Consider the following 23,974-nt stretch of genomic DNA (forward strand, 5'->3'; position numbering starts at 1 on the left):
GGTTTTTTGTCTATCAACGCAGACCGAATTAACGGTTGATGTCGCGTTGAACTTCGCCAGTGTAAAGCTGACGAGGACGACCGATCTTGTATGGACCGCTGTGCATTTCTAACCAGTGGCTGATCCAACCAACAGTACGTGCAAGCGCGAAGATCACTGTAAACATTTCTGTCGGAATACCAATCGCTTTAAGGATGATACCTGAGTAGAAGTCTACGTTCGGGTATAAGTTACGTTTGATGAAGTATTCATCAGAAAGCGCGATACGTTCAAGTTCCATAGCAAGAGCAAGCTGTGGATCGTTGATGCCAAGCGCACCAAGAACTTCGTCGCAAGTTTCTTTCATTACTTTCGCACGTGGATCGAAGTTTTTGTACACACGGTGACCGAAGCCCATGAGTTTAACTTCTTTAGTTTTCACTTTTTCCATGAAGTCAGCAACGTTCTCTACAGTGCCGATTTCATCAAGCATCTTAAGAACAGCTTCGTTCGCGCCGCCGTGAGCAGGGCCCCAAAGTGCAGAGATACCCGCAGCGATACATGCATATGGGTTCGCACCAGTAGAACCAGCTAAACGTACTGTAGACGTAGAAGCATTTTGTTCATGGTCAGCGTGAAGCGTGAAGATACGGTCCATTGCTTTAGCAAGGATCGGATCTACTTTGTAATCACGGTCTGCTGGAGTAGCAAACATCATGTATAAGAAGTTTTCAGCGTAGCTTAAGTCGTTACGTGGGTAAACAAATGGTTGACCTACAGTGTACTTGTAGCTCCACGCAGCCAAAGTAGGTACTTTAGCAATTAAGCGAATCGCTGTAATTTCACGGTGATCAACATTTTCGATGTCTAAGTTGTTGTGATAGAACGCAGAAAGCGCACCAACTACACCAACCATGATCGCCATAGGGTGAGCATCGCGACGGAAACCATTGAAGAAGCGGCTAACTTGATCGTGAACCATAGTGTGGTTGCGAACTTTAGCATCAAATACTTCTTTTTGTTCAGCTGTTGGAAGCTCGCCATTGAGAAGTAAGTAGCAAGTTTCTAAGTAGTCAGCTTTAGTTGCTAACTGGTCGATTGGGTAGCCACGGTGTAAAAGCACACCTTTGTTACCGTCGATGAAAGTGATTTTAGACTCGCATGCAGCAGTAGCCATAAAACCAGGATCAAAAGTGAAGTGACCTGCGGCCAATACATCCTTAACGTCGATTACATCTGGGCCCAATGTGCCGCTGTAAATTGGTAATTCAATTTCTTTGCCATCAAGCTGTAAAACGGCTTTTTTGCCAGTTGCTTCAGACATTCAATAGATCTCCTGTCCTGGTGAATGATTTATCTGACTCGAAATACTCATCTTTTAATGCACGAATCAGACGGATTAAAAATTTGCTCTAAGAGTAGAGAGTGCTGAAATTTTGTCAATTATACTTATGGATAAAATGATGACTTCCGAAGTTATAGTTAAGATTTAATCCATTAAAATTTGCATAAAATCACAGCACCGACACACTATAATAAGTTAATTCAACGAGCAAGTGCATAAATAAAAAATGTTGCTGGCGCAATTGTAAGCAGTTTTATATTGAAAAAAGCGCTTGAAAAGAAACAGAATTCAAGTCGTCATATATTTACATTTATTATGATTCTCGTAACTTACGCATCATTTTAAAAAGAAAATGCTGCTTTCGTAGTCATTGTTAAAAACAATAATTGACTCAAAAAAAATGATTTAATTGTATAAAAAATAGCTTATTTGGTATTTCGAAAAAGGTATATCAGTCACTTTTTTTATTTGTACGGATGTGAAAAATTGTTTTAATTACGCCAATCTCAACTTTGAATAAGGCTTTCCAGCTGTAAAGGTGGATTTCCTAATCGTGTATTTAAAATTACTGCAATGGTATGTGAAAGAATCTTACGCGTAATTCTATGCGTTAAATGCCATAAATCTTTAGCTCTTACTTTTTGAATGTGAAATCGTTCAGTTAATTGACCTATAACAGTCTCAATTTTTCTACGAGCATTCATGAGCCTCGCCATAGCTTCCTTAGACCTGCTATCAGTCATGTTCTTTCTATAAGGTGTTTGTAAATCAATATCTTGGTACTTAAAATAGTGTTTTAATTCAGGTCTTAAGTATCCTTTATCACCACCAAGTAATCCCTGAATATCTTGAGTAATTTCTGGTGCAACATCACGTTCATCACAATGAGCTGGAGCAAAAGTATAGCCTGTAATCATTCCTGAAAAGTTAATAACGATATGTCCTTTGAAACCATAATATTTTTCTTGTTTAGCCGCACAATAACTAAAACCTGCAGATTCTTTGAAGTTTTTATGTTTTTTTGCTCTAGCATAACGACAAACAGGTATAGGAAAGCCATCGATAAAATGAATATTATCTAAACCGAAAACAGATTTTAGTTGTGACATAATCTGTTGATTTACATGCCATAATTTTGCACAATGTTTGCAAAAATTAGGATAGGAACCTAATTTTGGAAACCATTCAAACCAATTGTGTTTAAAGTAGAACCAGATATTTTTATCAGAATCTAAGCCAAGAAACTCTCCCACAATTTGTATAGTAAGAATTTCAATATCACTTAAAGCGGGTGGAAATCCTCTACTTCTTAAAGGTTGAATGACAATCGCTGAGTAAAATTGCTCTATGATTAAAAATACAGAAATGATAAATTCGTAAATGGACATAACTTGCTTTGCTTTTCTTAGTCGAAAATTAAATTGGGTTATGTCCTTTTTATTTCAAAGACTTAAAAAGTTGAGATTCGCGTTTTAATTAAAATTTATTACGAGATATTTCAATCTTGTAGGGGATTAATCTGTTGCACCAACATCATGCATATTTATGCCACTATATTAAAATAAAATAATGAACATTTTATATATAAATAAAAAATGATTAAAATAAAGCAGTGAAATTCCCCAGTTTTTAAAACAAGACTTTTTTGTGCATCATTAGTCTAAAGTCGAATTTTCCCGTTTTTGTATAAATTTTAGCGCTTGAATTAGGTGTTTATTTTATAAAAACCAACCATATAGCTGAGATTTGAAGCTAAAGTATTGTAGCGCAAGGTATTTATCTATGTGTTAATGATTCTTATTTAAAGAATTTTTATGCAAAAAGGCCAAGGGCATTGTTTGTATTTTGATAGTTCACGTCTTATAATTCAGTGTCGTTTTAAGTTCAAACGCTATTTAATTTAGAGTTTTAATGTAGCTGCTGAACAATGCCAGCTTTCCTTCGAATTAATTCCAACAAACTCCGGATGGAGTTTTTACTTACAGGATGCCCGCTGTGAAAAGCAACAGACCTGTCAATTTGTCCATGGGTCAAGTTTTAGAAGTAAACTTAAAATCCCCTGTGGCTATTGCATCAATCTTACACCGTCTATCAGGTGTCATCGTATTTTTACTCGTACCGGTACTTCTATGGATCTTAGACAAGTCATTGTCTTCGCCTGAAGGATTTGCTCAAGTTCAGGCTATTTTTAATAGCTTCATTGTGCGTTTTGTCGTATGGGTATTTGTAGCCGGCTTAATTTTCCACTTTATTGCGGGTGTCAAGCACTTACTTGCAGATATCGGTATTGCTGAAGAACTGCAAAGTGGTCGTATCGCAGCTACTATTTCATTGATCTTGTCTGCAATCGGTATCGTTGCGGCATTTGTATGGATTGTTATCTAATGAAAAGTGCTACTGGTTTAACGGGTTCAGGTTCTCGCGATTGGTTTATCCAACGTGTAAGTGCTGTCGTATTAGCGGTTTATACAGTTGTTGTTTTAGGTTGGATCCTATGCAATGGCGGTTTTAGCTATGAACAGTGGTACGGCTTTATGATGACAGCTCCAATGAAGATTTTATCTTTATTGGCCGTCTTATCTCTTGTTGCACATGCTTGGATTGGTATGTGGCAGGTATTCACGGATTATGTGACTACTCGTCAAATGGGTCCTTTAGCTTCAGGTTTACGCCTTGTACTGACTTCAGCAGTAATTATTGCTGTATTTGCATATGCGATCTGGGCAATCCAGATTTTTTGGGCGAATTGATAGGAATAGATCATGGGCGCTATAACCCCTAAAGAAGATTACACAAATATTCCACACGAAACTTTCGATGCTGTCATCGTTGGTGGTGGTGGTTCAGGTATGCGCGCGTCTTACCAACTTGCTCAAGCTGGTTTGAAAGTTGCTGTTTTAACTAAAGTATTCCCAACTCGTTCGCACACAGTTGCAGCGCAGGGTGGTATTGGTGCATCTCTTGGTAACATGCAAGAAGATAATTGGCACTACCACTTCTACGACACTGTTAAAGGTTCTGACTGGTTAGGCGACCAAGACGCGATTGAATTTATGACGCGTGAAGCGCCACAAGTCGTTTATGAGTTAGAACACTTGGGTATGCCATTTGACCGTAACGCAGACGGTACGATTTACCAACGTCCATTTGGTGGTCACTCTGCAAACTACGGTGAAAAAGCGGTTCCACGTGCATGTGCTGCTGCTGACCGTACAGGTCACGCACTTCTTCACACGCTTTATCAAAGCAACGTGAAAATGGGTACGCAATTCTTTGTTGAGTGGATCGCGCTTGACCTGATTCGTAACGAAGCAGGTGATGTTCTTGGTGTAACAGCAATTGACCAAGAAACAGGTAAAATTGCAGTATTCCAAGCCAAAGCGACATTGTTTGCTACAGGCGGTGCGGGTCGTGTTTACCGTGCATCAACCAATGCTTACATCAATACTGGTGACGGTCTTGGTATGGCGGCTCGTGCAGGTATTCCATTGCAAGATATGGAATTCTGGCAGTTCCACCCAACGGGTGTTGCTGGTGCAGGCGTATTGTTAACTGAAGGTTGTCGTGGTGAAGGTGCAATCCTTCGTAACGATGCAGGCGAGCCGTTCATGGAACGCTATGCACCTACTTTAAAAGACTTGGCGCCACGTGACTTCGTATCACGTTCTATGGACCAAGAAATTAAAGAAGGTCGTGGTTGTGGTCCGAAGAAAGACTACATCTTGCTTGATATGACGCACTTAGGTGCTGAAACGATCATGAAGCGTCTTCCATCTGTATTTGAGATTGGTAAGAAATTCGCGAACGTTGACATCACCAAAGAGCCAATTCCAGTTGTACCAACAATTCACTACCAAATGGGTGGTATTCCAACGAATATCCACGGTCAAGTGGTTGTGCCTGAAGGTTCTGAAACTGAAGCATTTGCAGCACATTATGACAAAGATAGCGATATCTATTCGACTAATGCGGGCGATCGTAACTTTACGAAACCTGTTAAAGGCTTCTATGCAATTGGTGAATGTTCTTGCGTGTCTGTACATGGTGCAAACCGTTTAGGCACCAACTCATTACTTGACTTGGTTGTATTTGGTAAAGCTGCGGGTGAGCACATCATTGACTACGTGACTAAACATCACGGTGATGAATACCAACCGCTTCCTACGACTGTACTTGAGCAAACTGTTGCACGTATCCGTAAGTTAGATGACTCAACAACTGGTGAAAATGCCCAAGAAGTTGCAGATGCAATCCGTGACATCGTTCAAGATCATGCTGGTGTATTCCGTACAACTGCGCTTCTTGAAGAAGGTGTGAAGCAAATTCTTGCGCTTGAACCACGTGTTCGCAACATTCATTTGAAAGACAAATCTAAAGTATTTAACACTGCACGTGTAGAAGCTTTAGAAGTTGAAAACTTATATGAAGTTGCTAAAGCGACATTGATTTCAGCAGCAGCTCGTAAAGAGTGCCGTGGTGCGCATACGGTTGTAGACTTTGAAGAGTCGCCAGATCACCCAGCTTACCCATATGGTCGTCGTGATGATGAGTGGATGAAGCACACATTATGGTTCTCTGGCGATAACCGTCTTGAGTACAAGCCAGTGCGTTACAAGCCATTGTCAGTTGCTGCAATTCCACCTAAACCACGTACATTCTAATTGGGAGAAGTAAGATGAGTAGAGGTACTCGTACATTTAATATCTACCGCTACGATCCTGATAAGGATGCAGCGCCGTATATGCAAACTTTCAAGTTAGAATTGACTGATAAGCACCGTATGTTGCTTGATGCGCTTCTTGCATTGAAAGTACAGGATGAATCATTAACATTCCGCCGTTCATGCCGTGAAGGTATTTGTGGTTCGGATGGTGTAAACATCAATGGTAAAAATGGTTTAGCGTGTCTTTGGAACCTAAACGACTTACCAGAAGTGATCACAGTTCGTCCTTTACCTGGTTTGCCGGTGGTTAAAGATTTAGTTGTGGATATGAATCAGTTCTACGATCAGTACAACAAAATTCACCCATTCTTGATCAACAACCAACCTGCGCCGCCAAAAGAGCGTTTACAGTCTCCTGAAGAGCGTGAACACTTAGATGGTTTATACGAATGTATTCTTTGTGCATGTTGTTCAACTTCATGCCCATCATTCTGGTGGAACCCAGACAAGTTCTTGGGTCCTTCAGCATTGTTGAATGCATACCGTTTCATCATTGACTCTCGTGATACAGCAACTCAAGAGCGTTTGGCTCGTCTAGACGACCCATTCTCGCTATTCCGTTGTAAAGGTATTATGAACTGTGTATCAGTGTGTCCTAAAGGTTTGAACCCAACTAAAGCAATCGGTCACATCCGTAACATGCTTTTAGATGCTGCGGGTTAATCTGTAGGCTGATTTATCAGTTAGAAAAAGCACACCTATAGGGTGTGCTTTTTTATTTTATAGCGAGATTTTTGCTGTAAAAAATAAAGTTGAGTGAAAGCGTGAGCTTGGCACTATTTTTGTTTGTGATAGGTGGCTTTTGTATAAATTGCACCAGATTGGTGAAAAGCGCGGCGATTTAAAACAAATGTCATAAATAAGTGCAAGTATGAGTCTGCAAAAAAAGTTATGAAGATGTTAATATGGATGTTGTTGATGGGGAGGGCATATTGAAAGATGATGCTCTCTTTTCGTATGTGTTTTTTGGAGTAGACTTTGGTCTACGTTGAAACTCGGTTTTATTTAAAGCACCATATATTAGATGAAATTTTGATATGTGTATTTCGCCAATTTATGAAAGGTATGTGTCAAAAAAATCAATTGAAATATGGGGAGTATGTTAAAATTTTTGCACGTTTATATTTAAAAAATGCGCGCTAAATATGTACATTAATTCAACATTTAAGCCGCATTAGAGCGAGTATAAATGAAGGGTTAGTCGCTTTAGAAAAAATAATGCATCGCCTTATTTTTTCTAAGTCGATTTGCAAAAAATTGCTCGGTTTTGGCCGGGTATGAATGAGTGATGATGCCGCTGAGGGCGTTATGATTCATTGTCACATTGGGTAATTCTAATGTAGTGATAACGCCTCATGGCATCCGCCTTATGGGGACTAATGTCATGTTACCAATTTGACATTACTAATCATGGGTTCGCTTAAAAAGCATCCTGAAATGTTTTTGCAATAGGAAATGGGTCCACAAATGCAAGAAGTTGCTGACGCATTGCGTCTTGACACTGAACTTTCCGCTGATAGTGCAGCGTATATTGAAGAACTTTATGAGCAGTACTTGGCTGCACCAGACTCAGTAGAAGCTGACTGGCGTGCATACTTCGATAAATACCCGAAAGGTGATCAACCACACAGCAATGTACGTGAGCAATTCTTATTACTAGGTCGTAATTCAAGTCGTGTTCAAGCAGTGGTACAAAGTTCTGTTAGTACAGAACATGAACGTCGTCAAATTGGCGTACTACAACTGATCGCAGCGTACCGTAACCGCGGTCACCAAAAAGCGAAGCTTGATCCTTTAGGTTTGGCAAAACGTGAAATCGTGCCAGATCTTGACCTTGCTGCACATGGCTTAACCCAATCTGATTTTGACACTGTATTCAATACAGGTAATCTTTTGATTGGTAAAGACGAAGCAACTCTAGGTGAAATGGTTCAAGCCATGGAAGCAACGTACTGTGCTTCAATTGGTGCAGAATACATGCACATTGTTGATACTAAAGAAAAACGTTGGATTCAACAACGCCTTGAAGGTGCACGTGGTCAATTCAACTTCACTGCAGAACAGAAAAAACACGTATTAGAGCGTTTAACTGCGGCTGAAGGCCTAGAAAAATTCCTAGGTAATAAATATGTTGGTGCAAAACGTTTCGGCGTGGAAGGTGGTGAATCTTTCATTCCAATGGTTGATGCTTTAATTCAGCGTGCAGGTTCTGTAGGTTGTAAAGAAGTGGTCATTGGTATGCCACACCGTGGTCGTTTGAACCTTCTTGTAAACATCATGGGTAAAAACCCAGCAGACCTATTTGGTGAGTTCGAAGGTAAGAGCTTACATAAAAAAGGTTCTGGTGACGTTAAGTACCACCAAGGTTTCTCTTCAAACGTAATGACTCAAGGTGGCGAAGTTCACTTGGCATTGGCGTTTAACCCATCACACTTAGAAATCGTCGGCCCTGTGGTTGAAGGTTCAGTACGTGCACGTCAAGTGCGTCGTAAAGACATTGGTGGCGATGATGTATTGCCAGTAATTGTTCACGGTGATGCTGCATTTGCAGGTCAAGGTGTTAACCAAGAAACCTTCCAAATGTCACAAACACGTGGCTATACAGTGGGTGGTACGGTTCACATTGTGGTGAATAACCAAGTTGGTTTCACAACTTCTGATCCACGTGATGCGCGTTCTACAGAATACTGTACGGACATCGCGAAAATGATCCAAGCACCGATCTTCCATGTGAACGGTGATGATCCTGAATCAGTATTGTTTGTTGCGCAATTGGCACATGACTTCCGTCATACTTTCCGTAAAGACGTTGTCATTGACATGTTCTGTTACCGCCGTCGTGGTCACAACGAAGCGGACGAGCCAGCTGCAACTCAGCCAATGATGTATCAAGTCATCAACAAGAAAACGACAACGCGTGCGCTGTATGCAGACCAATTGGTTCAAGAAAGCGTATTAGACCGTGCTAAAGCAGATCAAATGGTTGAAGACTACCGTTCGGATTTAGAAGCAGGTAAGCACGTTGCAAATGCATTGGTACTTGAACCAAATACAAAAATGTTTGTAGATTGGGCACCGTACTTAGGGCATGACTATACAGACGTATGGGATACCACATGTTCTGAAGATCGCCTAAAAGAACTAGGTCGCAAAATGCGCGAGCTTCCTGAAGGCTTCGTGATGCAGCGTCAAGTTGCAAAAGTGATTGATGATCGCTTAAAAATGCAAACTGGCGAAATGCCATTGAACTGGGGTGCTGCGGAAACTTTAGCTTATGCATCTATTTTAGATGATGGCTATTTGGTTCGTTTGACTGGTGAAGACGTAGGTCGTGGTACTTTCTCACACCGTCATGCAAAACTGCATAACCAAGTGGATGGTTCAACGTATATTCCGCTTTGCCATATCAAAGAAAATCAACCACGTACTGCTATTTATGACTCATTATTGTCTGAAATGGCGGTGTTAGGTTTTGAGTATGGTTATGCAACGACTCTGCCTAAGAGCTTGATCATTTGGGAAGCACAATTTGGTGACTTCGCAAACTGTGCACAGGTTGTGATTGATCAGTTCATCGCATCAGGTGAAACCAAGTGGGAGCGTGTGTGTGGTTTAACCTTACTTCTTCCTCATGGTTTTGAAGGTCAAGGTCCAGAGCACTCATCTGCACGTTTAGAGCGTTTCTTACAGCTATGTGCTGAAGACAACATGCAAGTGATGACACCGACTACACCTGCACAGATTTTCCATGCTTTACGTCGTCAAGCGATTCGCCCAATTCGTAAGCCAATGATCATCATGTCACCGAAGTCTTTACTTCGTCACAAGCTTGCAACGTCTACGTTAAGTGAACTTGCAAATGGTACATTCCAAACTGTGATTGATGAAATCGACAACATCAACAAAGCAGACGTAACACGTTTAGTGCTTTGTGGTGGTAAGGTTTACTATGACTTGCTTGAGAAACGTCGTGAGCAAGAGTTGAATAACACTGCAATCGTTCGTATTGAACAATTGTATCCATACCCTGAACAACGTATTGCTGAAGTTCTTGCTCAATATCCAAATGTGAAAGACATTGTTTGGACGCAAGAAGAGCCGAAGAACCAAGGTGCTTGGTTATTTATTGCTCCTCGTCTATATGATGATGTAATGAAGTCGTCTAAACCAGTACGTATCAGTTATGCAGGTCGTGAAGCTTCTGCTGCACCGGCTTGTGGTTCACCATATTTGCATGCAAAACAACAAGCTCAGCTCGTAAATGACGCTTTAGCGATCGTAGCTGAATAACAGGAGATTCTTAGTAATGGCAACCGAAATTAAAGCACCGGTATTCCCTGAGTCAGTTGCGGATGGAACAATCGCAACTTGGCACAAACAACCAGGTGAAGCAGTATCACGTGATGAAGTGATCTGTGATATTGAAACAGATAAAGTTGTTTTAGAAGTTGTTGCTCCTGCTGACGGTACAATTGCATCGATCATTAAAGGTGAAGGTGACACTGTTCTTTCAAATGAAGTGATTGCACAGTTTGAAGAAGGTGCTGTATCTGGCGCTGCGCAAACTGAAGCAGTTCAGTCTGAAGCGAAAGTAGAACAAGCAGTTACTCAAACTGAAGCGGGTGCTGCACCAGTCGTTGAACGTGCTCAAGTTGCTGATCAAGCGCCTGCTGTGCGTAAAGCATTGACTGAGTCTGGCATTCCAGCTGCTGATGTTGCAGGTACAGGTCGTGGTGGTCGCATCACAAAAGAAGATGTAGCAAATCACCAAACTAAACCAGCAGCTCCAGCTGCAGCACCATTAAGTGTTGCTGTGGGTGAGCGTGTTGAGAAGCGTGTTCCAATGACACGTCTTCGTAAGCGTGTTGCTGAGCGTCTGCTTGCTGCAACTCAAGAAACTGCAATGTTGACAACGTTTAACGAAGTGAACATGAAGCCAATCATGGAAATGCGTGCACAATACAAAGACGCATTTGAGAAGCGTCACGGTGCGCGTCTTGGCTTTATGTCTTTCTTTGTTAAAGCTGCAACTGAAGCGCTTAAACGCTACCCAGCAGTTAACGCTTCAATTGACGGTGATGACATTGTTTACCACGGTTATTATGACATCGGTGTAGCGGTATCTTCTGAGCGTGGTCTAGTTGTACCTGTGCTTCGTGATACAGACCGCATGAACTATGCTGAAGTTGAAAATGGTATCCGTGACTTTGCTTACAAAGCACGTGATGGCAAATTGGGCATCGAAGACATGACTGGCGGTACGTTCACAATCACCAACGGTGGTACTTTCGGTTCATTGTTGTCGACTCCGATCTTGAATACACCACAAACTGCGATTTTGGGTATGCATAAAATCCAAGAGCGTCCAATGGCTGTAAACGGTCAAGTAGAAATCTTACCGATGATGTATTTAGCGCTTTCTTATGACCACCGTCTAATCGATGGTAAAGAAGCAGTTGGTTTCTTGGTAACAATCAAAGAATTGTTAGAAGAACCAGCTAAATTGATCCTTGACCTTTAATTCTAAAGAATAAAACATGGGCTTAGAGCGATCCTCTAAGCCCATTTTTGGAGATAAAAATGTCTCAACAATTTGATCTTGTTGTAATTGGCGGTGGCCCAGGTGGTTACGAAGCAGCAATTCGTGCAGCGCAACTTGGTTTTAAAGTTGCTTGTATTGAAAAACGTATTCACAAAGGCAAACCATCATTAGGTGGGACGTGCTTAAACGTGGGTTGTATTCCGTCTAAAGCATTGCTGGACTCTTCTCACCGCTATGAAGATACAGTGCATCACTTAGCTGATCACGGTATTACAACAGGTGAAGTGAACTTTGATTTGTCTAAACTCCTTGCACGTAAAGACAAAATTGTTGACCAACTTACTATGGGTATTGATGGCCTTTTAAAAGGTAACGGTATCGAGTGGTTAAAAGGTACAGGTAAATTACTTGCAGGTAAAAAAGTAGAATTTGTATCTCACGAAGGTGAAACTCAAGTTTTAGAGCCTAAATATGTGATTCTTGCAACGGGTTCTGTGCCAATTAACATTCCATCAGCACCAGTTGATCAGAACATCATTGTTGACTCAACTGGCGCACTAGAATTCCAAGAAGTACCTAAGCGTTTAGGTGTCATTGGTGCGGGCGTAATCGGTCTAGAGCTTGGTTCCGTATGGCGTCGTCTAGGTGCTGAAGTTGTTGTATTTGAAGCGATGGACGCATTCTTACCAATGGCTGATAAAGCCTTGGCGAAAGACTACCAAAAACTTTTGACGAAACAAGGTCTTGATATCCGTGTTGGTGCTAAAGTTGCTGGCACAGAAGTTAATGGTTCTGAAGTAACTGTTAAATATACTCAAGGCGGCGAAGAAAAAACTCAGGCGTTTGATAAGTTGATCGTTTGTGTAGGCCGTCGTGCGTATGCTGAAGGCTTATTGGCAGATGACTGTGGTATCAAACTCACTGAACGTGGTTTAGTTGAAGTGAATGATTGGTGTGCGACTTCTGTTGACGGTGTATATGCAATTGGTGACTTAGTACGTGGTCCAATGCTTGCACATAAAGCAATGGAAGAAGGCGTAATGGCTGTTGAACGTATTCACGGTCATGCAGCTCAAGTCAACTATGACACGATCATTTCTGTGATTTACACACATCCAGAAGCAGCATGGGTTGGTCTAACAGAACAGCAAGCTGTCGAGAAAGGTCACGAAGTGAAAACGGGTCAATTCGGTTTTGCTGCAAACGGCCGTGCAATGGCTGCGGGTGAAAATGCTGGTTTCGTGAAGTTTGTTGCTGATGCAAAAACAGATCGTTTACTGGGTATGCACGTGATTGGACCTGCTGCGTCTGATATCGTACACCAAGGTATGATTGCGCTTGAGTTTGTATCTTCTGTTGAAGATCTACAGTTGATGACTTTCGGTCACCCAACATTCTCAGAAGTGGTTCATGAGGCTGCACTTGCAGTGGATGGTCGAGCGATTCACGCAATTCAGCGTAAACGCAAATAAGACAACGAAAAGAGCGACTACGGTCGCTCTTTTTTGTTTCAGGTGTTGTCTTCTCATGAAGAATCATCTAAAAATAAAGATAAGAAGTTTTAAAAATCCAAAATGTTCACTGTGATAGTAAACAGTTTCGGTGCAACAAAAAGTAAATAAGCAGTAATAAAAAGGTTAGTCGATGAATTTACATGAATATCAAGCTAAAGCGCTATTAAAAAAATATGGTATGCCTGTCCAAGAGGGCGTACTTGCCACCACCCCAGACGAAGCAGTAAAAGCCTTTGAACAAATAGGCGGAAAATTTGCTGTCATGAAAGCCCAAGTGCATGCGGGTGGTCGTGGTAAGGCGGGTGGCGTAAAAGTTGTAAAGTCAGCAACGGAAGCTGCTGAATATGCAAAAAGCATCATTGGGACCAACCTCGTTACCTATCAAACCGATAGTCATGGCCAACCTGTAAATAGCGTACTTGTCGCGGAAGATGTTTACCCTGTAGAGCGTGAACTGTATTTAGGTGCAGTGGTTGACCGCTCAAGCCGTCGAGTGACCTTTATGGCTTCGACCGAAGGTGGCGTTGAAATTGAAAAGGTTGCTGAAGAAACCCCTGAAAAAATTATCAAAGTTGAAGTCGATCCTTTGGTTGGCTTATTGCCATTCCAAGCGCGTGAAGTTGCATTTAAGTTGAACCTTAAAGATGGTCAAGTGAATCAATTTGTGAAAGTGATGTCTGCTGCGTATCAAGCATTCATCGAGAATGACTTTGCTTTATTTGAGATTAACCCGCTATCTGTGCGTGAAAATGGTGACATCCTATGTGTCGATGCCAAAGTAGGGATCGACTCAAACGCCCTGTATCGTTTACCTGAAATTGCTGCGCTGCGCGATAAGTCACAGGAAAATGAACGTGAGTTAAAAGCGTCTGAATTTGACCTCAACTACGTCGCGCTTGAAGGCAATATTGGCTGTATGGTCAATGGTGCAGGCCTTGCGATGGCAACCATGGATATTATTAAACTCTATGGCGGCCAACCTGCGAACTTCCTTGATGTAGGTGGTGGTGCAACCAAAGACCGTGTGATTGAAGCGTTTAAAATTATTCTGGCAGATACCTCTGTACAAGGGGTATTGATTAATATCTTCGGTGGAATTGTACGTTGTGACATGATTGCTGAAGCAATTATTGCAGCGGTTCAAGAAGTAAATGTGACTGTACCTGTGGTTGTTCGTTTAGAAGGGAACAATGCTGAATTGGGTGCCAAATTACTTGATGAATCAGGTTTAAAACTTATTTCTGCAAATGGCTTGTCGGATGCCGCAGAAAAAATTGTTGCTGCAGTAAAAGCGTAAGGAGTATCAATATGAGCGTATTAATTAATAAAGACACCAAAGTATTGGTACAAGGTTTTACAGGCAAAAACGGCACGTTCCACTCAGCACAAGCATTGAATTATGGAACTAAAGTCGTTGGCGGGGTAACTCCTGGTAAAGGTGGCACAACCCACTTAGATTTACCTGTATTTAACACGATGAAAGATGCAGTCGCAGGTACAGGCGCAGATGCGACTGTGGTTTATGTGCCGGCTCCGTTTGTATTAGATTCAATTATTGAAGCAGTGGACTCAGGTGTTGGACTGATTGTGGTCATCACAGAAGGTGTGCCAACTTTAGACATGCTCAAAGCTAAGCGTTATCTTGAAACTAATGGTAATGGTACGCGTCTGATTGGTCCAAACTGTCCGGGTATTATTACTCCGGGTGAATGTAAGATCGGGATTATGCCGGGTCATATTCACCAACCGGGTAAAATTGGTATTATCTCGCGTTCAGGTACGTTGACTTATGAGGCGGTTGCTCAAACGACGAAACTGGGCTTAGGACAATCAACCTGTATTGGTATTGGTGGTGATCCAATTCCGGGCATGAACCAAATTGATTGTTTGAAACTGTTCCAAGAAGATCCGCAAACTGAAGCGATTATCATGATTGGTGAGATTGGTGGGACGGCTGAAGAAGAAGCAGCGGAATATATTCAATCGCATGTGACTAAACCGGTTGTGGGTTATATTGCGGGTGTAACCGCACCGAAAGGCAAGCGTATGGGGCATGCGGGAGCAATTATTTCTGGTGGTAAAGGGACAGCGGAAGAAAAGTTTGCAGCATTTGAAAAGGCGGGGATGGCGTACACGCGTAGCCCAGCAGAACTCGGTTCAACGATGTTCCAACTTTTAAAGGATAAAGGTTTAGTTTAAGCCTTTTATATTTTAAAGGAAAAAGCCGTATGTCTTAATTGCACATACGGCTTTTTTGTGGAGAGCATATTGGTTTGCACTAATACATTTCTCTGTATATAGTCAAACTACTTTATTATTCATACAAGATTCGAAAAAAACTCGAAATAACTCATCGACTGAGTCGATCAACCATTCTTTACGCTTACGTTTAACCCATGCCCACATGTGTTCTATAGGATTTAAATCAGGGCTGTATGCAGGAAGCCAAAGAATTTTATGCCCTTGTTGTTCCAATAACTCCTGAATATCTGCTCTTTTATGAAATGCTGCATTATCCATAACCACTACACTATTTTCTGGTAATGCCGGTATGAGGAATTGCTCAATCCAAAAATGAAAAACATCTGAATTGATTTTGCAGTCAAATAAACCGACTGAAAATAACTTACCCTCATGGATTGCTCCAATGGCATTGGTCTGATTCTTTAATTGCCAATTATATTGTCCTAAACAGGGTACTCCTTTTCGTGAGTAGCCATGAGGTCTGTAATCATGTGACTTAAAACCACTTTCATCCAGATAAATAATCGGATGGTTTTTTTCTAATTCATTCACTTGCAGAATAAATTTATCCCTAAGCTTTGTATCTGCTTTAGGATGGCTTAACGTCTTTTTTTAACTGTAATATTTAAGCGCTTTAATGCAGCACCAATAGATGAAACACCACAATTAAAACGTGCAGCACGTTCATATTGATAAGCATCAGGATACTTTTCAACATCTTCACGTAAAGCATCATCGTTAATTTTAGAAGGTTTACGTACACGAGTTTTTTTAATCTCTATACGTTTCTTCCATTCAACAATGGTATTTTTATTAATTTCAAATTGTGCAGCTACCGCTCGAATAGAATAACCTTCCTCAAGCTTAGCTAAAATTTTACGTCTAAAATGTTCTGAATAACTCATTGCACCATTGTATTGGTTTTATAATGATTTGACTATAAAAATAATATGGGTATTAGAGTGTTTAATCTCAGCTGAAAACTATATTTAGCCACATTGAAAAATCCATATTGGACAAAAGACAAAATGGTTAAATTAGAGCAAGATTTACTATGTACTTAACAATCTGAGAATTGATAAATATTTGGTGTTCACTGTTTCTATAGGAGACTATGCTATATTCATAATTAAAATAATTCTTTTGAAGACATAATATTACAGATGTTAAAGCCGATTCATTTATTGTTTTGTCGTTGCTTATTCTTGTTCGGGCTAGCGATGAATAGCACTTATGCTGAAAATGAAGACGTCTACTTGGCTGAGTCTTTGAGTGATGATATTTTCCACTATTATCAGCAGTTAGCCGTACAACATGATGAAGAGGAAAACGATTATACATTGATCAATAACGATTTTTATGAGAATGAATATATTCGTGTATTTAACTACTCGGCCTACAACTCGGATAGTTTGAGCCATAAATTAGGTACAGGGGAGTTTCATAGTTCAGACTTGGATGCACTCAGCATTTCATTTGGGTATGGTATTGAAATTAAAGTCAACAAACGAAATAAAGTTGGATATGAGTACCTTTCAAATTTTCCTTATGATCGTGGGCAATTGATCCGTTTCTTTTGGGTGCGTTTGCACTAAATGGATTAACTCAATTTATTTATAAAAACGTTGCAGTTATACATCGTTTAGAATATTTTCACTCAATTGTAGCGTTTAGGATGTTTACATTACTTCTTTGCATTTTCTGATGGTCGACGAATCGTTTACCAAGCTAAACTAACTTAAATTTTTATAATAGATGATAGGCTTACTATGCTGAGTGAATTAGAGGGTCTATCGTTTTAACAGCTTAAATGTGTATTTTATTGAAAGTTGAATATTAAAGTAGATGATAAAAAACGCGACAGATCGTCGCGTTTTTTGCTTGTAAGTCTAACTACTATTGAGCTTTGCTTTGCGGTTTTAAGCTTTGGGTTAAACCATTGATGTCGCCGCCTTGAATTCCCAGTTCATTCATCAAGCTATCAATTAATGGTGCTTGGGTACGATAGCGTAGCGCACTATTCACCACTTGATCAGACAAAGCAACTTGTGAAGATTCCGCACCATCACCTCCAGTTGTGGCTGAGCCGACATTACCTAAACCGTTAACCTGTAGAATTTTGATGTCATCAATATTTTCCATCGGCTTAACACTTTCACGAATGATTTCAGGTAAGTATTTTAACAATGCTAGGCGAATTTGCATTTCAACTTGCTCAGGAGATAAGACGTTGTTGGCTTCATTCACAGCACGTGTACCATCTGCGTCGACTTGGTATTGTTTTTCCATTGCTTGAGCCAACAGTATTTTGGCATCCGCTTCACCTTTGGCTTTTAAGCGAGCTTGTTCAGCTTGAGCTTCCGCAGCAATACGAACAGCTTCGGCATCATCGGCAGCGGCTTGTTTGCCTGCTTCAGCGGCAACCGTAATCGCAATCGCATCTTTTTCAGCAGCTTGCTTCGCCGCAACCAACTCAACTGCTTTTTGACGCTCAGCACGCTGGGTTTCACGTACGGTAATCACTTCTTCTTCAGCTTTAACCGCTTCAGCACGGGCACGGTCAGCAGAAGCTTTGGCTTCAGACTCTTCACGTGACTTTTCTGCAATCGCAATGGCACGTGACTGTTCAGCCAGCTCGATGGTTTTCTTTTGTTCAACCTGCGCTTGTTCAATAATTTGTGATTTTTGAATATTTTGGCTTTCCACATCACGTGCTGCACCAATACGCTTTAATTCGACTTCACGCTCAGCTGCAATACGCGCTTCTTCTGCTTCACGCTTTTTCTCAGCTTCTTGTGAGGCAATTTCAGCCAGTTGCTCTGCACGGCGAATTGCAATTTCACGTTCTTGTTGTAGTTTGGCGTATTCCTCTTCGCGGATGATTTGTAGGCGAGCTTGTTCTGCTTCTAAGTTTTTGGTCTTAATGGCAAGGTCAGCGTCTTGCTCGATATGATTACGTTTACGACGACGGTCTTCAATCGTTTCAGTCAGCTTGGTTAAACCTTCGGCATCGAATGCATTTTGAGGGTTAAAGTATTTAAAACCTGTTTGGTCTAAACCTGTTAATGACACAGTTTCAAGCTCTAGACCATTTTTATGTAAGTCTTCGGACACCACTTGTTGTACTTTTTGTACGAAGTCCACGCGTTTTTCATGCAATTCTTCCATCGCCATTTCAGCAGCGACTGCACGCAAGGAATCGACAAACTTACCTTCCACAAGGTTCTTCAACTCATTTGGAGACATGGTTTTTTGTCCCAAAGTCTGCGCGGCCACTGCAATTGATTCTGCTAGTGGCTTCACACGGACATAGAACTCGGCCATGACATCGACGCGCATACGGTCACGGGTAATGAGCGCTTGATCATCAGCACGGCGAACCTCTAAACGTAGCGTGTTCATGTTGACAGGGATAATTTTATGTAATACAGGCAGTACAATTGCACCGCCGCCTAAAATGACTTTTTCGCCGCCAAAACCGGTACGTACGAAAGAGATTTCTTTGCTTGAACGACGGTAAAGACGAGCAATAATAATGCCGATAATGACCAGAGCAGCAAAGATAATCCCTGCAAGAATAAGAATGTTATAGAAATTGTTGCTGAGCATAAGGGTCCCGATTTTATTTAAAGTTATCAGTAGAAAATAAAAGAATTAAAGTGAAATGGCTTTAAAGCCAATCTTGGTTTTTTGAGTCAAAATGACTTCTTGACCTTGAGAAAAATGAAGGTCTGTTTCAGGTTCAACCAGTACATAATGCGTTTGTCCGAACTGATCTTGAACACGTGCTTGAGCAGGTGAGTTGACTTTAGCCTCACCTAAAATAATCAGTGCTGTTCGTCCAATTAGTTCTTCACTGTAAATTGCTGTGGTTTCATCTTGTGGCAAAATTTTAGCAATCAGCATGGCGCTGTAACGAATCATAGGCATCGAAAATACGAGGCAAAGAGGTGCCATGATCCATGCACTCCAATAGCTCCCGGTCCAAGTTTGAAGAATGGACTGTAGAATAAAGCCACTTAAGCTATACAGGGTGAGGAAGATAATCAGCCAAACCAAGAGAGGAACACGGCCAATAAACAACCAATCCAGCAGGGCATTGAGCCAACCTTGATCGGCATCTAGTGCAATGTCGACGTCTTTAGTACTGCCTAAGTCATCAGGTAGGAATTGGTCAAGTAGGCCTTGTGAGCCGCCGCCTAACACCAATAAAATCAATTCGAGCAGTCCCAATAAAAACATCAGACTGAGGCAAATACTAAAAATTAAATTGGATGGGTGAGTAAATAATTCCCACATTCTAAAGGTTCTCTATTTTTATGCTGTTATCAGTTAAGTGTAAATTTTTAAAAAGAATTGTATTGAAATTGGGCTTTAGCATAGCATTCAAAAAACAGAATGTCTAAATTTGATGGCACATAAAGAGAGAGCAGTTTAATTGTGATTTGATAAATTTTAGGAAAAAAAATACGCAATGATTGGGGTATTCACTGCGTAGAACACGAATCTGTTGTTACACAGTTTCGGTAAAAAGGAGAAATGTTATATCTCAGGGTTAATCTAAGCTATGAATTCATCATAAGGTCTGCGCGTTGTTATTTCATGAGTATTCACGTTAATTACTGTAAATTTAGGTTAACAAACGACACTAAATGTCAGTTTTTGAGATGTATGTGGCTTATTTGTGTTTGTTTCACGATTAAAAAAGCCTTTCTCACTGAGAAAGGCTTTAAAGAAGCGCGTTAGTTTAGGATCGGATTAGAAATGAAACACTCCTAAACCCGATTTAACTTCATCTAGAGTCTGTTGAGTGATGTCACGACATTTGTCTGTACCAGTCTTCAAAATATCCATGATGTAATCAGGATCTTTCGCAAGTTCCATACGACGTTCACGAATTGGCGTGATCAGCTCTTTCAATACGCCTTCAAGACGCTTTTTCACCGTACCATCGCCCAAACCGCCACGGCGGTAATGTGCTTTCAGTTCTTCAACTTCTTCTTTGTTTGGATCAAACGCATCTAAATACGTAAATACGATATTACCTTCAACCTGACCTGGGTCTTCAACACGCAAGTGGTTCGGGTCGGTGTACATCGCATTAACAGCTTTTTTAATGTCTTTATCTGTTGCATCCAACACAATGGTATTGCCCAAAGATTTCGACATTTTGGCTTTACCATCAAAGCCGGGTAAACGGCTCATATTGGAAAGCAGAGCTTTACATTCAGGCAGTAATTCCTGACCAATCTGACGGTTTATGCGGCGTACAATTTCATTGGTCTGTTCGATCATTGGAATCTGGTCTTCACCCACAGGTACAACTGTTGCTTTAAATGCGGTGATATCTGCGGCTTGCGCAACTGGGTAGCATAAGAAACCAGCTGGAATATCACGTTCAAAACCACGCATCTGAATTTCAGATTTGATGGTTGGGTTACGTTCTAAACGAGATACGGTCACAAAGTTGAGATACAACATGGTGAGTTCATTCAGTGCGGGTAAGCTCGACTGCACGCAAATGGTGGTTTTGGTTGGGTCGATCCCGACTGCTAAGTAATCTGTGGCAACTTCAAGAATATTGCGGCGAACTTTTTCAAAGTTATCTGCATTATCAGTAAAGGCTTGTGCATCGGCCAATAATAAATGCTGATGGTGTGAATCCTGCAAACCCACACGTGAACGTAAAGATCCGACAAAGTGCCCTAAATGAAGTTGTCCCGTTGGACGGTCGCCTGTCAAAATAACAGGACGGTTGTCTTGATTACTCATTATCTATTTCCAAAGTCGTCGTAGCGACATGCTATTTTCAAAGAATGCAGACATTGTACGGCATAATCTTTTTCAATGTCAGTCTTAAAAAAACTGCAGTGAAAAAATTATAAAATCAGTTAAATTTCAAAAAACAAATATTCAAAAGCTTAGATCACAGATTAAAATGTCAAAATTCTCAAGATGGATAAAAATAAATGGCGAGTAGCTTATTAATATTACTAGATGATATTGCCACGATATTAGATGACGTTGCGGTCATGAGTAAAATGGCGGCAAAAAAAACGGCGGGCGTTTTGGGCGATGACTTAGCACTGAATGCACAACAGGTCAGTGGGGTTCGTACTGACCGTGAGCTGCCTGTGGTTTGGGCAGTGGCAAAAGGCTCTTTTGTTAATAAATTGATTTTAGTCCCTGCCGCGTTGTTGATTAGTGTGGTTGCACCGTGGCTGATCACGCCACTGTTAATGATTGGTGGTTTATTTCTATGCTATGAAGGGGTAGAAAAAGTCCTGCACAGTTTGCATCACAAAAAAGCCAAAACCGAAGAAGAAGCCAGCCAAGAATTAACTGCGATTGAAACCGATATGGCGACTTTTGAAAAAGATAAAGTCAAAGGGGCGATTCGTACCGACTTTATTTTGTCGGCAGAAATTGTAGTGATTTCACTGGGGACTGTGGCTGCCGCAACTTTTTCAACCAAAGTTATGGTGTTGTCTGTGATTGCCATTTTAATGACCGTCGGTGTGTATGGTTTTGTGGCGATGATTGTCAAAATTGATGATTTAGGGCTGTATCTAACTCAGCAAGCCTCTTCATTTAAGCAAACGATTGGCCGTGGTTTATTGGCTTTTGCACCAAAACTAATGAAGACCTTAACCATCGTGGGCACTATCGCGATGTTTTTAGTGGGTGGTGGCATTATTTCCCACGGCGTGCCTTTATTGCATCATTTCACTGAAGGTTCAGTGGATTATGCTGAACATATTCCAACTGTAGGCAGCATTGTGGGAGCATTAACCCCAACACTGATTAACTTAGTGATTGGTTTTGTGGCTGGTTTGATTGTATTGGCTATTGTGAGCTTGATTAAAAAAGTTTGGCCGAGTTCAAAAAAGGCATAAACTGGATCGGGTCAGCATGAATTAGAAGAAGGAAGAGTGCTATGCGTTGGAAGGGTCGTCGTGTGAGTAGCAATGTCGAGGATCGTCGCGGTGGTGGCGGTGTCAAGGCGGGTGGCATCAGTATTTTAGGGGTGATCGTGGCTTTTGTAGCATGGAAATTTTTAGGAGTCGATCCGCAGCAAGCCTACCAAGCCACTAAACAAGTGACCGCACAAACTGGAGCGGCAGAAACTCAAGGTTTGGATAACCCAACGCCTGAACAGCAGGAAGCGATGGACTTTGTCGGCACTGTACTGGCCGATACTGAAGACACATGGAGTCAAATTTTCCAACAGCAATTGGGACAACAATATGTTCCGCCGAAGTTGGTGATGTTTTCAGGGGTGATCAATTCGGGTTGTGGTACTGCTCAGTCTGCAATGGGGCCGTTTTACTGTCCAGCAGATCAGAAGGTGTATATCGACACCGCTTTCTTTAAAGACATGCGGACTCAAATGGGTATTGGCGGTGAGCAAAACCAAACGGAGTTGACTCGCCAAGATCAAGCGGGTGACTTTGCTCAGGCTTATGTAGTGGCACATGAGGTTGGACACCATATTCAAAGTATTTTAGGAATTTCTGAACAAGTGCAAAAAGCTCGTGCACAGGGCTCAAAAGCGCAAGGTAATGCTTTATCGGTACGCCAAGAGTTACAAGCTGACTGTTTAGCAGGAGTATGGGCGCACCATAACAATCAACGAACTCAGTTCTTAGAGCAAGGCGATGTTGAAGAAGCGATGGATGCGGCACATAAGATTGGTGATGATTACTTACAAAAGCGGGCAACAGGGCAAGTGGTCCCTGATAGCTTCACCCATGGAACCAGTCAACAGCGTATGACTTGGTTTGGTACGGGCTTTAAGTCGGGGAAAGTTGAAAGTTGCGATACCTTTAATCAAGCCATTTAAGCCATAAAAAAGAGGTGATTAATCACCTCTTTTTTTATTTCAAGCAATTCATTCTAGCGGTTTAAGAACTGCTTAAAGTTTCTAGCAATACGGGCACTCACATATAACGCAATACAGGCAAATAACAATACCCCAAACACCACATACTTTAAGTTGCTCATATCTGCACGATAAAACTGCTGAATTTGCTCAGGCGTATAACGCAATGTTTTAACATCTTGTGTGCGTGTATCGAGATAACTGACTTGCTGAATATAGTTAAATTGACCTGCTTTGAGTAGTTCAATCGACTGAATTTGGCGGGTATGTTGTTCGTTGTAGTCATCTACACAAATGTCAGTTAAATAATGATTACAGCTGAGTTTGGCGATATAACCCTGATTGGCCACATGCAAATAAATATGATCATCGGGTGCTTTATTGTTTGAAAGTAGAACCAGTGTTTGATCGGGACGAGAGTTCATTTTAAAACTTTGGGCTGAGGCAAAAGTTTGCTCGGCCTGTAAAATTTCTTTGGTTTTCGCAAAGCAGGTTAGAAACAATGCAAAGGTAGTCAGGAAAATAATCAGTGCGAAGAACATCCGAAAGATGGTTTTAAAAGTGAATTGCATAGGAGATCAAACTTGGCCAAAGGGAACGTTCACGCATAAAAAACATGCATATGCGCTATGTTAATTCATCATCAGGAGAAATGTTAAAAAAATTATTTTTTTCGGGCGTTGAACTGAAAAATGATTAAAATATTTCGAGCATCAATGTGTATGAAATGAACTTTTATTCCATC

General features: G+C 41.1%; 20 protein-coding genes. 12 read left to right on the forward strand and 8 right to left on the reverse strand.

What is annotated here, in order from left to right; translation table 11 throughout:
* Positions 1-28 precede the first annotated feature (28 nt).
* A complete protein-coding gene (gltA, locus tag AC4CU3_RS13605; RefSeq protein ID WP_004695551.1) occupies positions 29-1,303 on the reverse strand; it encodes a citrate synthase in 1,275 nt (424 codons plus the stop codon).
* A gap of 527 nt (positions 1,304-1,830) precedes the next feature.
* Positions 1,831-2,712 (reverse strand): IS982 family transposase, encoded by an 882-nt coding sequence (locus AC4CU3_RS13610; RefSeq protein ID WP_019767920.1) that lies wholly within the window; start codon positions 2,710-2,712, stop codon positions 1,831-1,833.
* Between the two features lie 598 nt (positions 2,713-3,310).
* On the opposite strand from AC4CU3_RS13610, the gene sdhC reads away from it, so the two are divergent.
* The 9 genes from sdhC (at position 3,311) to sucD (ending at position 15,302) form a co-directional block, all read left to right on the forward strand.
* Positions 3,311-3,709 (forward strand): succinate dehydrogenase, cytochrome b556 subunit, encoded by a 399-nt coding sequence (gene sdhC, locus AC4CU3_RS13615; protein WP_005400408.1) that lies wholly within the window; start codon positions 3,311-3,313, stop codon positions 3,707-3,709.
* A complete protein-coding gene (gene sdhD / locus AC4CU3_RS13620; RefSeq protein WP_279045114.1) occupies positions 3,709-4,074 on the forward strand; it encodes a succinate dehydrogenase, hydrophobic membrane anchor protein in 366 nt (121 codons plus the stop codon). The genes sdhC and sdhD overlap by 1 nt, the downstream gene beginning before the upstream one ends.
* A gap of 12 nt (positions 4,075-4,086) precedes the next feature.
* Positions 4,087-5,985, forward strand: coding sequence for an FAD-binding protein (locus AC4CU3_RS13625; protein WP_279045113.1), 1,899 nt, complete (start codon positions 4,087-4,089; stop codon positions 5,983-5,985).
* Positions 5,986-5,999: 14 nt separating this feature from the next.
* Complete coding sequence (locus AC4CU3_RS13630) at positions 6,000-6,710, forward strand: succinate dehydrogenase iron-sulfur subunit (RefSeq protein ID WP_004982744.1); 711 nt, start codon at positions 6,000-6,002, stop codon at positions 6,708-6,710.
* Between the two features lie 804 nt (positions 6,711-7,514).
* A complete protein-coding gene (locus AC4CU3_RS13635) occupies positions 7,515-10,337 on the forward strand; it encodes a 2-oxoglutarate dehydrogenase E1 component (protein WP_279045115.1) in 2,823 nt (940 codons plus the stop codon).
* A gap of 16 nt (positions 10,338-10,353) precedes the next feature.
* Positions 10,354-11,568, forward strand: coding sequence for a 2-oxoglutarate dehydrogenase complex dihydrolipoyllysine-residue succinyltransferase (gene odhB, locus AC4CU3_RS13640; RefSeq protein WP_062033969.1), 1,215 nt, complete (start codon positions 10,354-10,356; stop codon positions 11,566-11,568).
* 59 nt (positions 11,569-11,627) lie between these two features.
* Complete coding sequence (lpdA, locus tag AC4CU3_RS13645; RefSeq protein WP_279045112.1) at positions 11,628-13,061, forward strand: dihydrolipoyl dehydrogenase; 1,434 nt, start codon at positions 11,628-11,630, stop codon at positions 13,059-13,061.
* Between the two features lie 172 nt (positions 13,062-13,233).
* Positions 13,234-14,400: an ADP-forming succinate--CoA ligase subunit beta gene (sucC, locus tag AC4CU3_RS13650; RefSeq protein ID WP_058870082.1), complete on the forward strand. Its 1,167-nt coding sequence runs from the start codon at positions 13,234-13,236 to the stop codon at positions 14,398-14,400.
* An 11-nt stretch (positions 14,401-14,411) separates the two neighbouring features.
* Positions 14,412-15,302 carry a succinate--CoA ligase subunit alpha gene (gene sucD, locus AC4CU3_RS13655; RefSeq protein WP_279045111.1) on the forward strand — a complete coding sequence of 297 codons (891 nt, stop codon included), beginning with the start codon at positions 14,412-14,414 and terminating at the stop codon, positions 15,300-15,302.
* A 102-nt stretch (positions 15,303-15,404) separates the two neighbouring features.
* On the opposite strand, the gene AC4CU3_RS13660 is transcribed toward sucD, so the two are convergent.
* Both AC4CU3_RS13660 and AC4CU3_RS13665 read right to left on the reverse strand, forming a co-directional pair.
* Positions 15,405-15,899 carry an IS630 family transposase gene (locus tag AC4CU3_RS13660; RefSeq protein WP_004781677.1) on the reverse strand — a complete coding sequence of 165 codons (495 nt, stop codon included), beginning with the start codon at positions 15,897-15,899 and terminating at the stop codon, positions 15,405-15,407.
* 47 nt (positions 15,900-15,946) lie between these two features.
* Positions 15,947-16,252 (reverse strand): IS630 transposase-related protein, encoded by a 306-nt coding sequence (locus AC4CU3_RS13665; protein ID WP_000122230.1) that lies wholly within the window; start codon positions 16,250-16,252, stop codon positions 15,947-15,949.
* A gap of 315 nt (positions 16,253-16,567) precedes the next feature.
* On the opposite strand from AC4CU3_RS13665, the gene AC4CU3_RS13670 reads away from it, so the two are divergent.
* Positions 16,568-16,942, forward strand: coding sequence for a hypothetical protein (locus tag AC4CU3_RS13670; RefSeq protein ID WP_279043675.1), 375 nt, complete (start codon positions 16,568-16,570; stop codon positions 16,940-16,942).
* 301 nt (positions 16,943-17,243) lie between these two features.
* Here AC4CU3_RS13670 and AC4CU3_RS13675 read toward each other — a convergent pair whose 3' ends face one another.
* From AC4CU3_RS13675 to trpS, 3 genes are all read right to left on the reverse strand, one after another.
* Positions 17,244-18,956, reverse strand: a complete 1,713-nt coding sequence (locus tag AC4CU3_RS13675; protein WP_490738321.1) for a flotillin family protein — start codon at positions 18,954-18,956, stop codon at positions 17,244-17,246.
* A gap of 45 nt (positions 18,957-19,001) precedes the next feature.
* Positions 19,002-19,646: a YqiJ family protein gene (locus AC4CU3_RS13680; protein ID WP_114836766.1), complete on the reverse strand. Its 645-nt coding sequence runs from the start codon at positions 19,644-19,646 to the stop codon at positions 19,002-19,004.
* Positions 19,647-20,105: 459 nt separating this feature from the next.
* A complete protein-coding gene (gene trpS, locus AC4CU3_RS13685; protein WP_126037504.1) occupies positions 20,106-21,119 on the reverse strand; it encodes a tryptophan--tRNA ligase in 1,014 nt (337 codons plus the stop codon).
* Positions 21,120-21,316: 197 nt separating this feature from the next.
* Between trpS and AC4CU3_RS13690 the strand changes: the two genes are divergently transcribed.
* Both AC4CU3_RS13690 and ypfJ read left to right on the forward strand, forming a co-directional pair.
* Positions 21,317-22,243, forward strand: coding sequence for a DUF808 domain-containing protein (locus tag AC4CU3_RS13690; RefSeq protein WP_004695578.1), 927 nt, complete (start codon positions 21,317-21,319; stop codon positions 22,241-22,243).
* Positions 22,244-22,284: 41 nt separating this feature from the next.
* Complete coding sequence (gene ypfJ, locus AC4CU3_RS13695; RefSeq protein ID WP_279043674.1) at positions 22,285-23,190, forward strand: KPN_02809 family neutral zinc metallopeptidase; 906 nt, start codon at positions 22,285-22,287, stop codon at positions 23,188-23,190.
* A 53-nt stretch (positions 23,191-23,243) separates the two neighbouring features.
* On the opposite strand, the gene AC4CU3_RS13700 is transcribed toward ypfJ, so the two are convergent.
* Positions 23,244-23,801 carry a hypothetical protein gene (locus AC4CU3_RS13700; protein ID WP_279043673.1) on the reverse strand — a complete coding sequence of 186 codons (558 nt, stop codon included), beginning with the start codon at positions 23,799-23,801 and terminating at the stop codon, positions 23,244-23,246.
* Between the last annotated feature and the right edge of the window lie 173 nt (positions 23,802-23,974).

The sequence above is a fragment of the Acinetobacter sp. 802_lipA genome, from assembly GCF_058242885.1.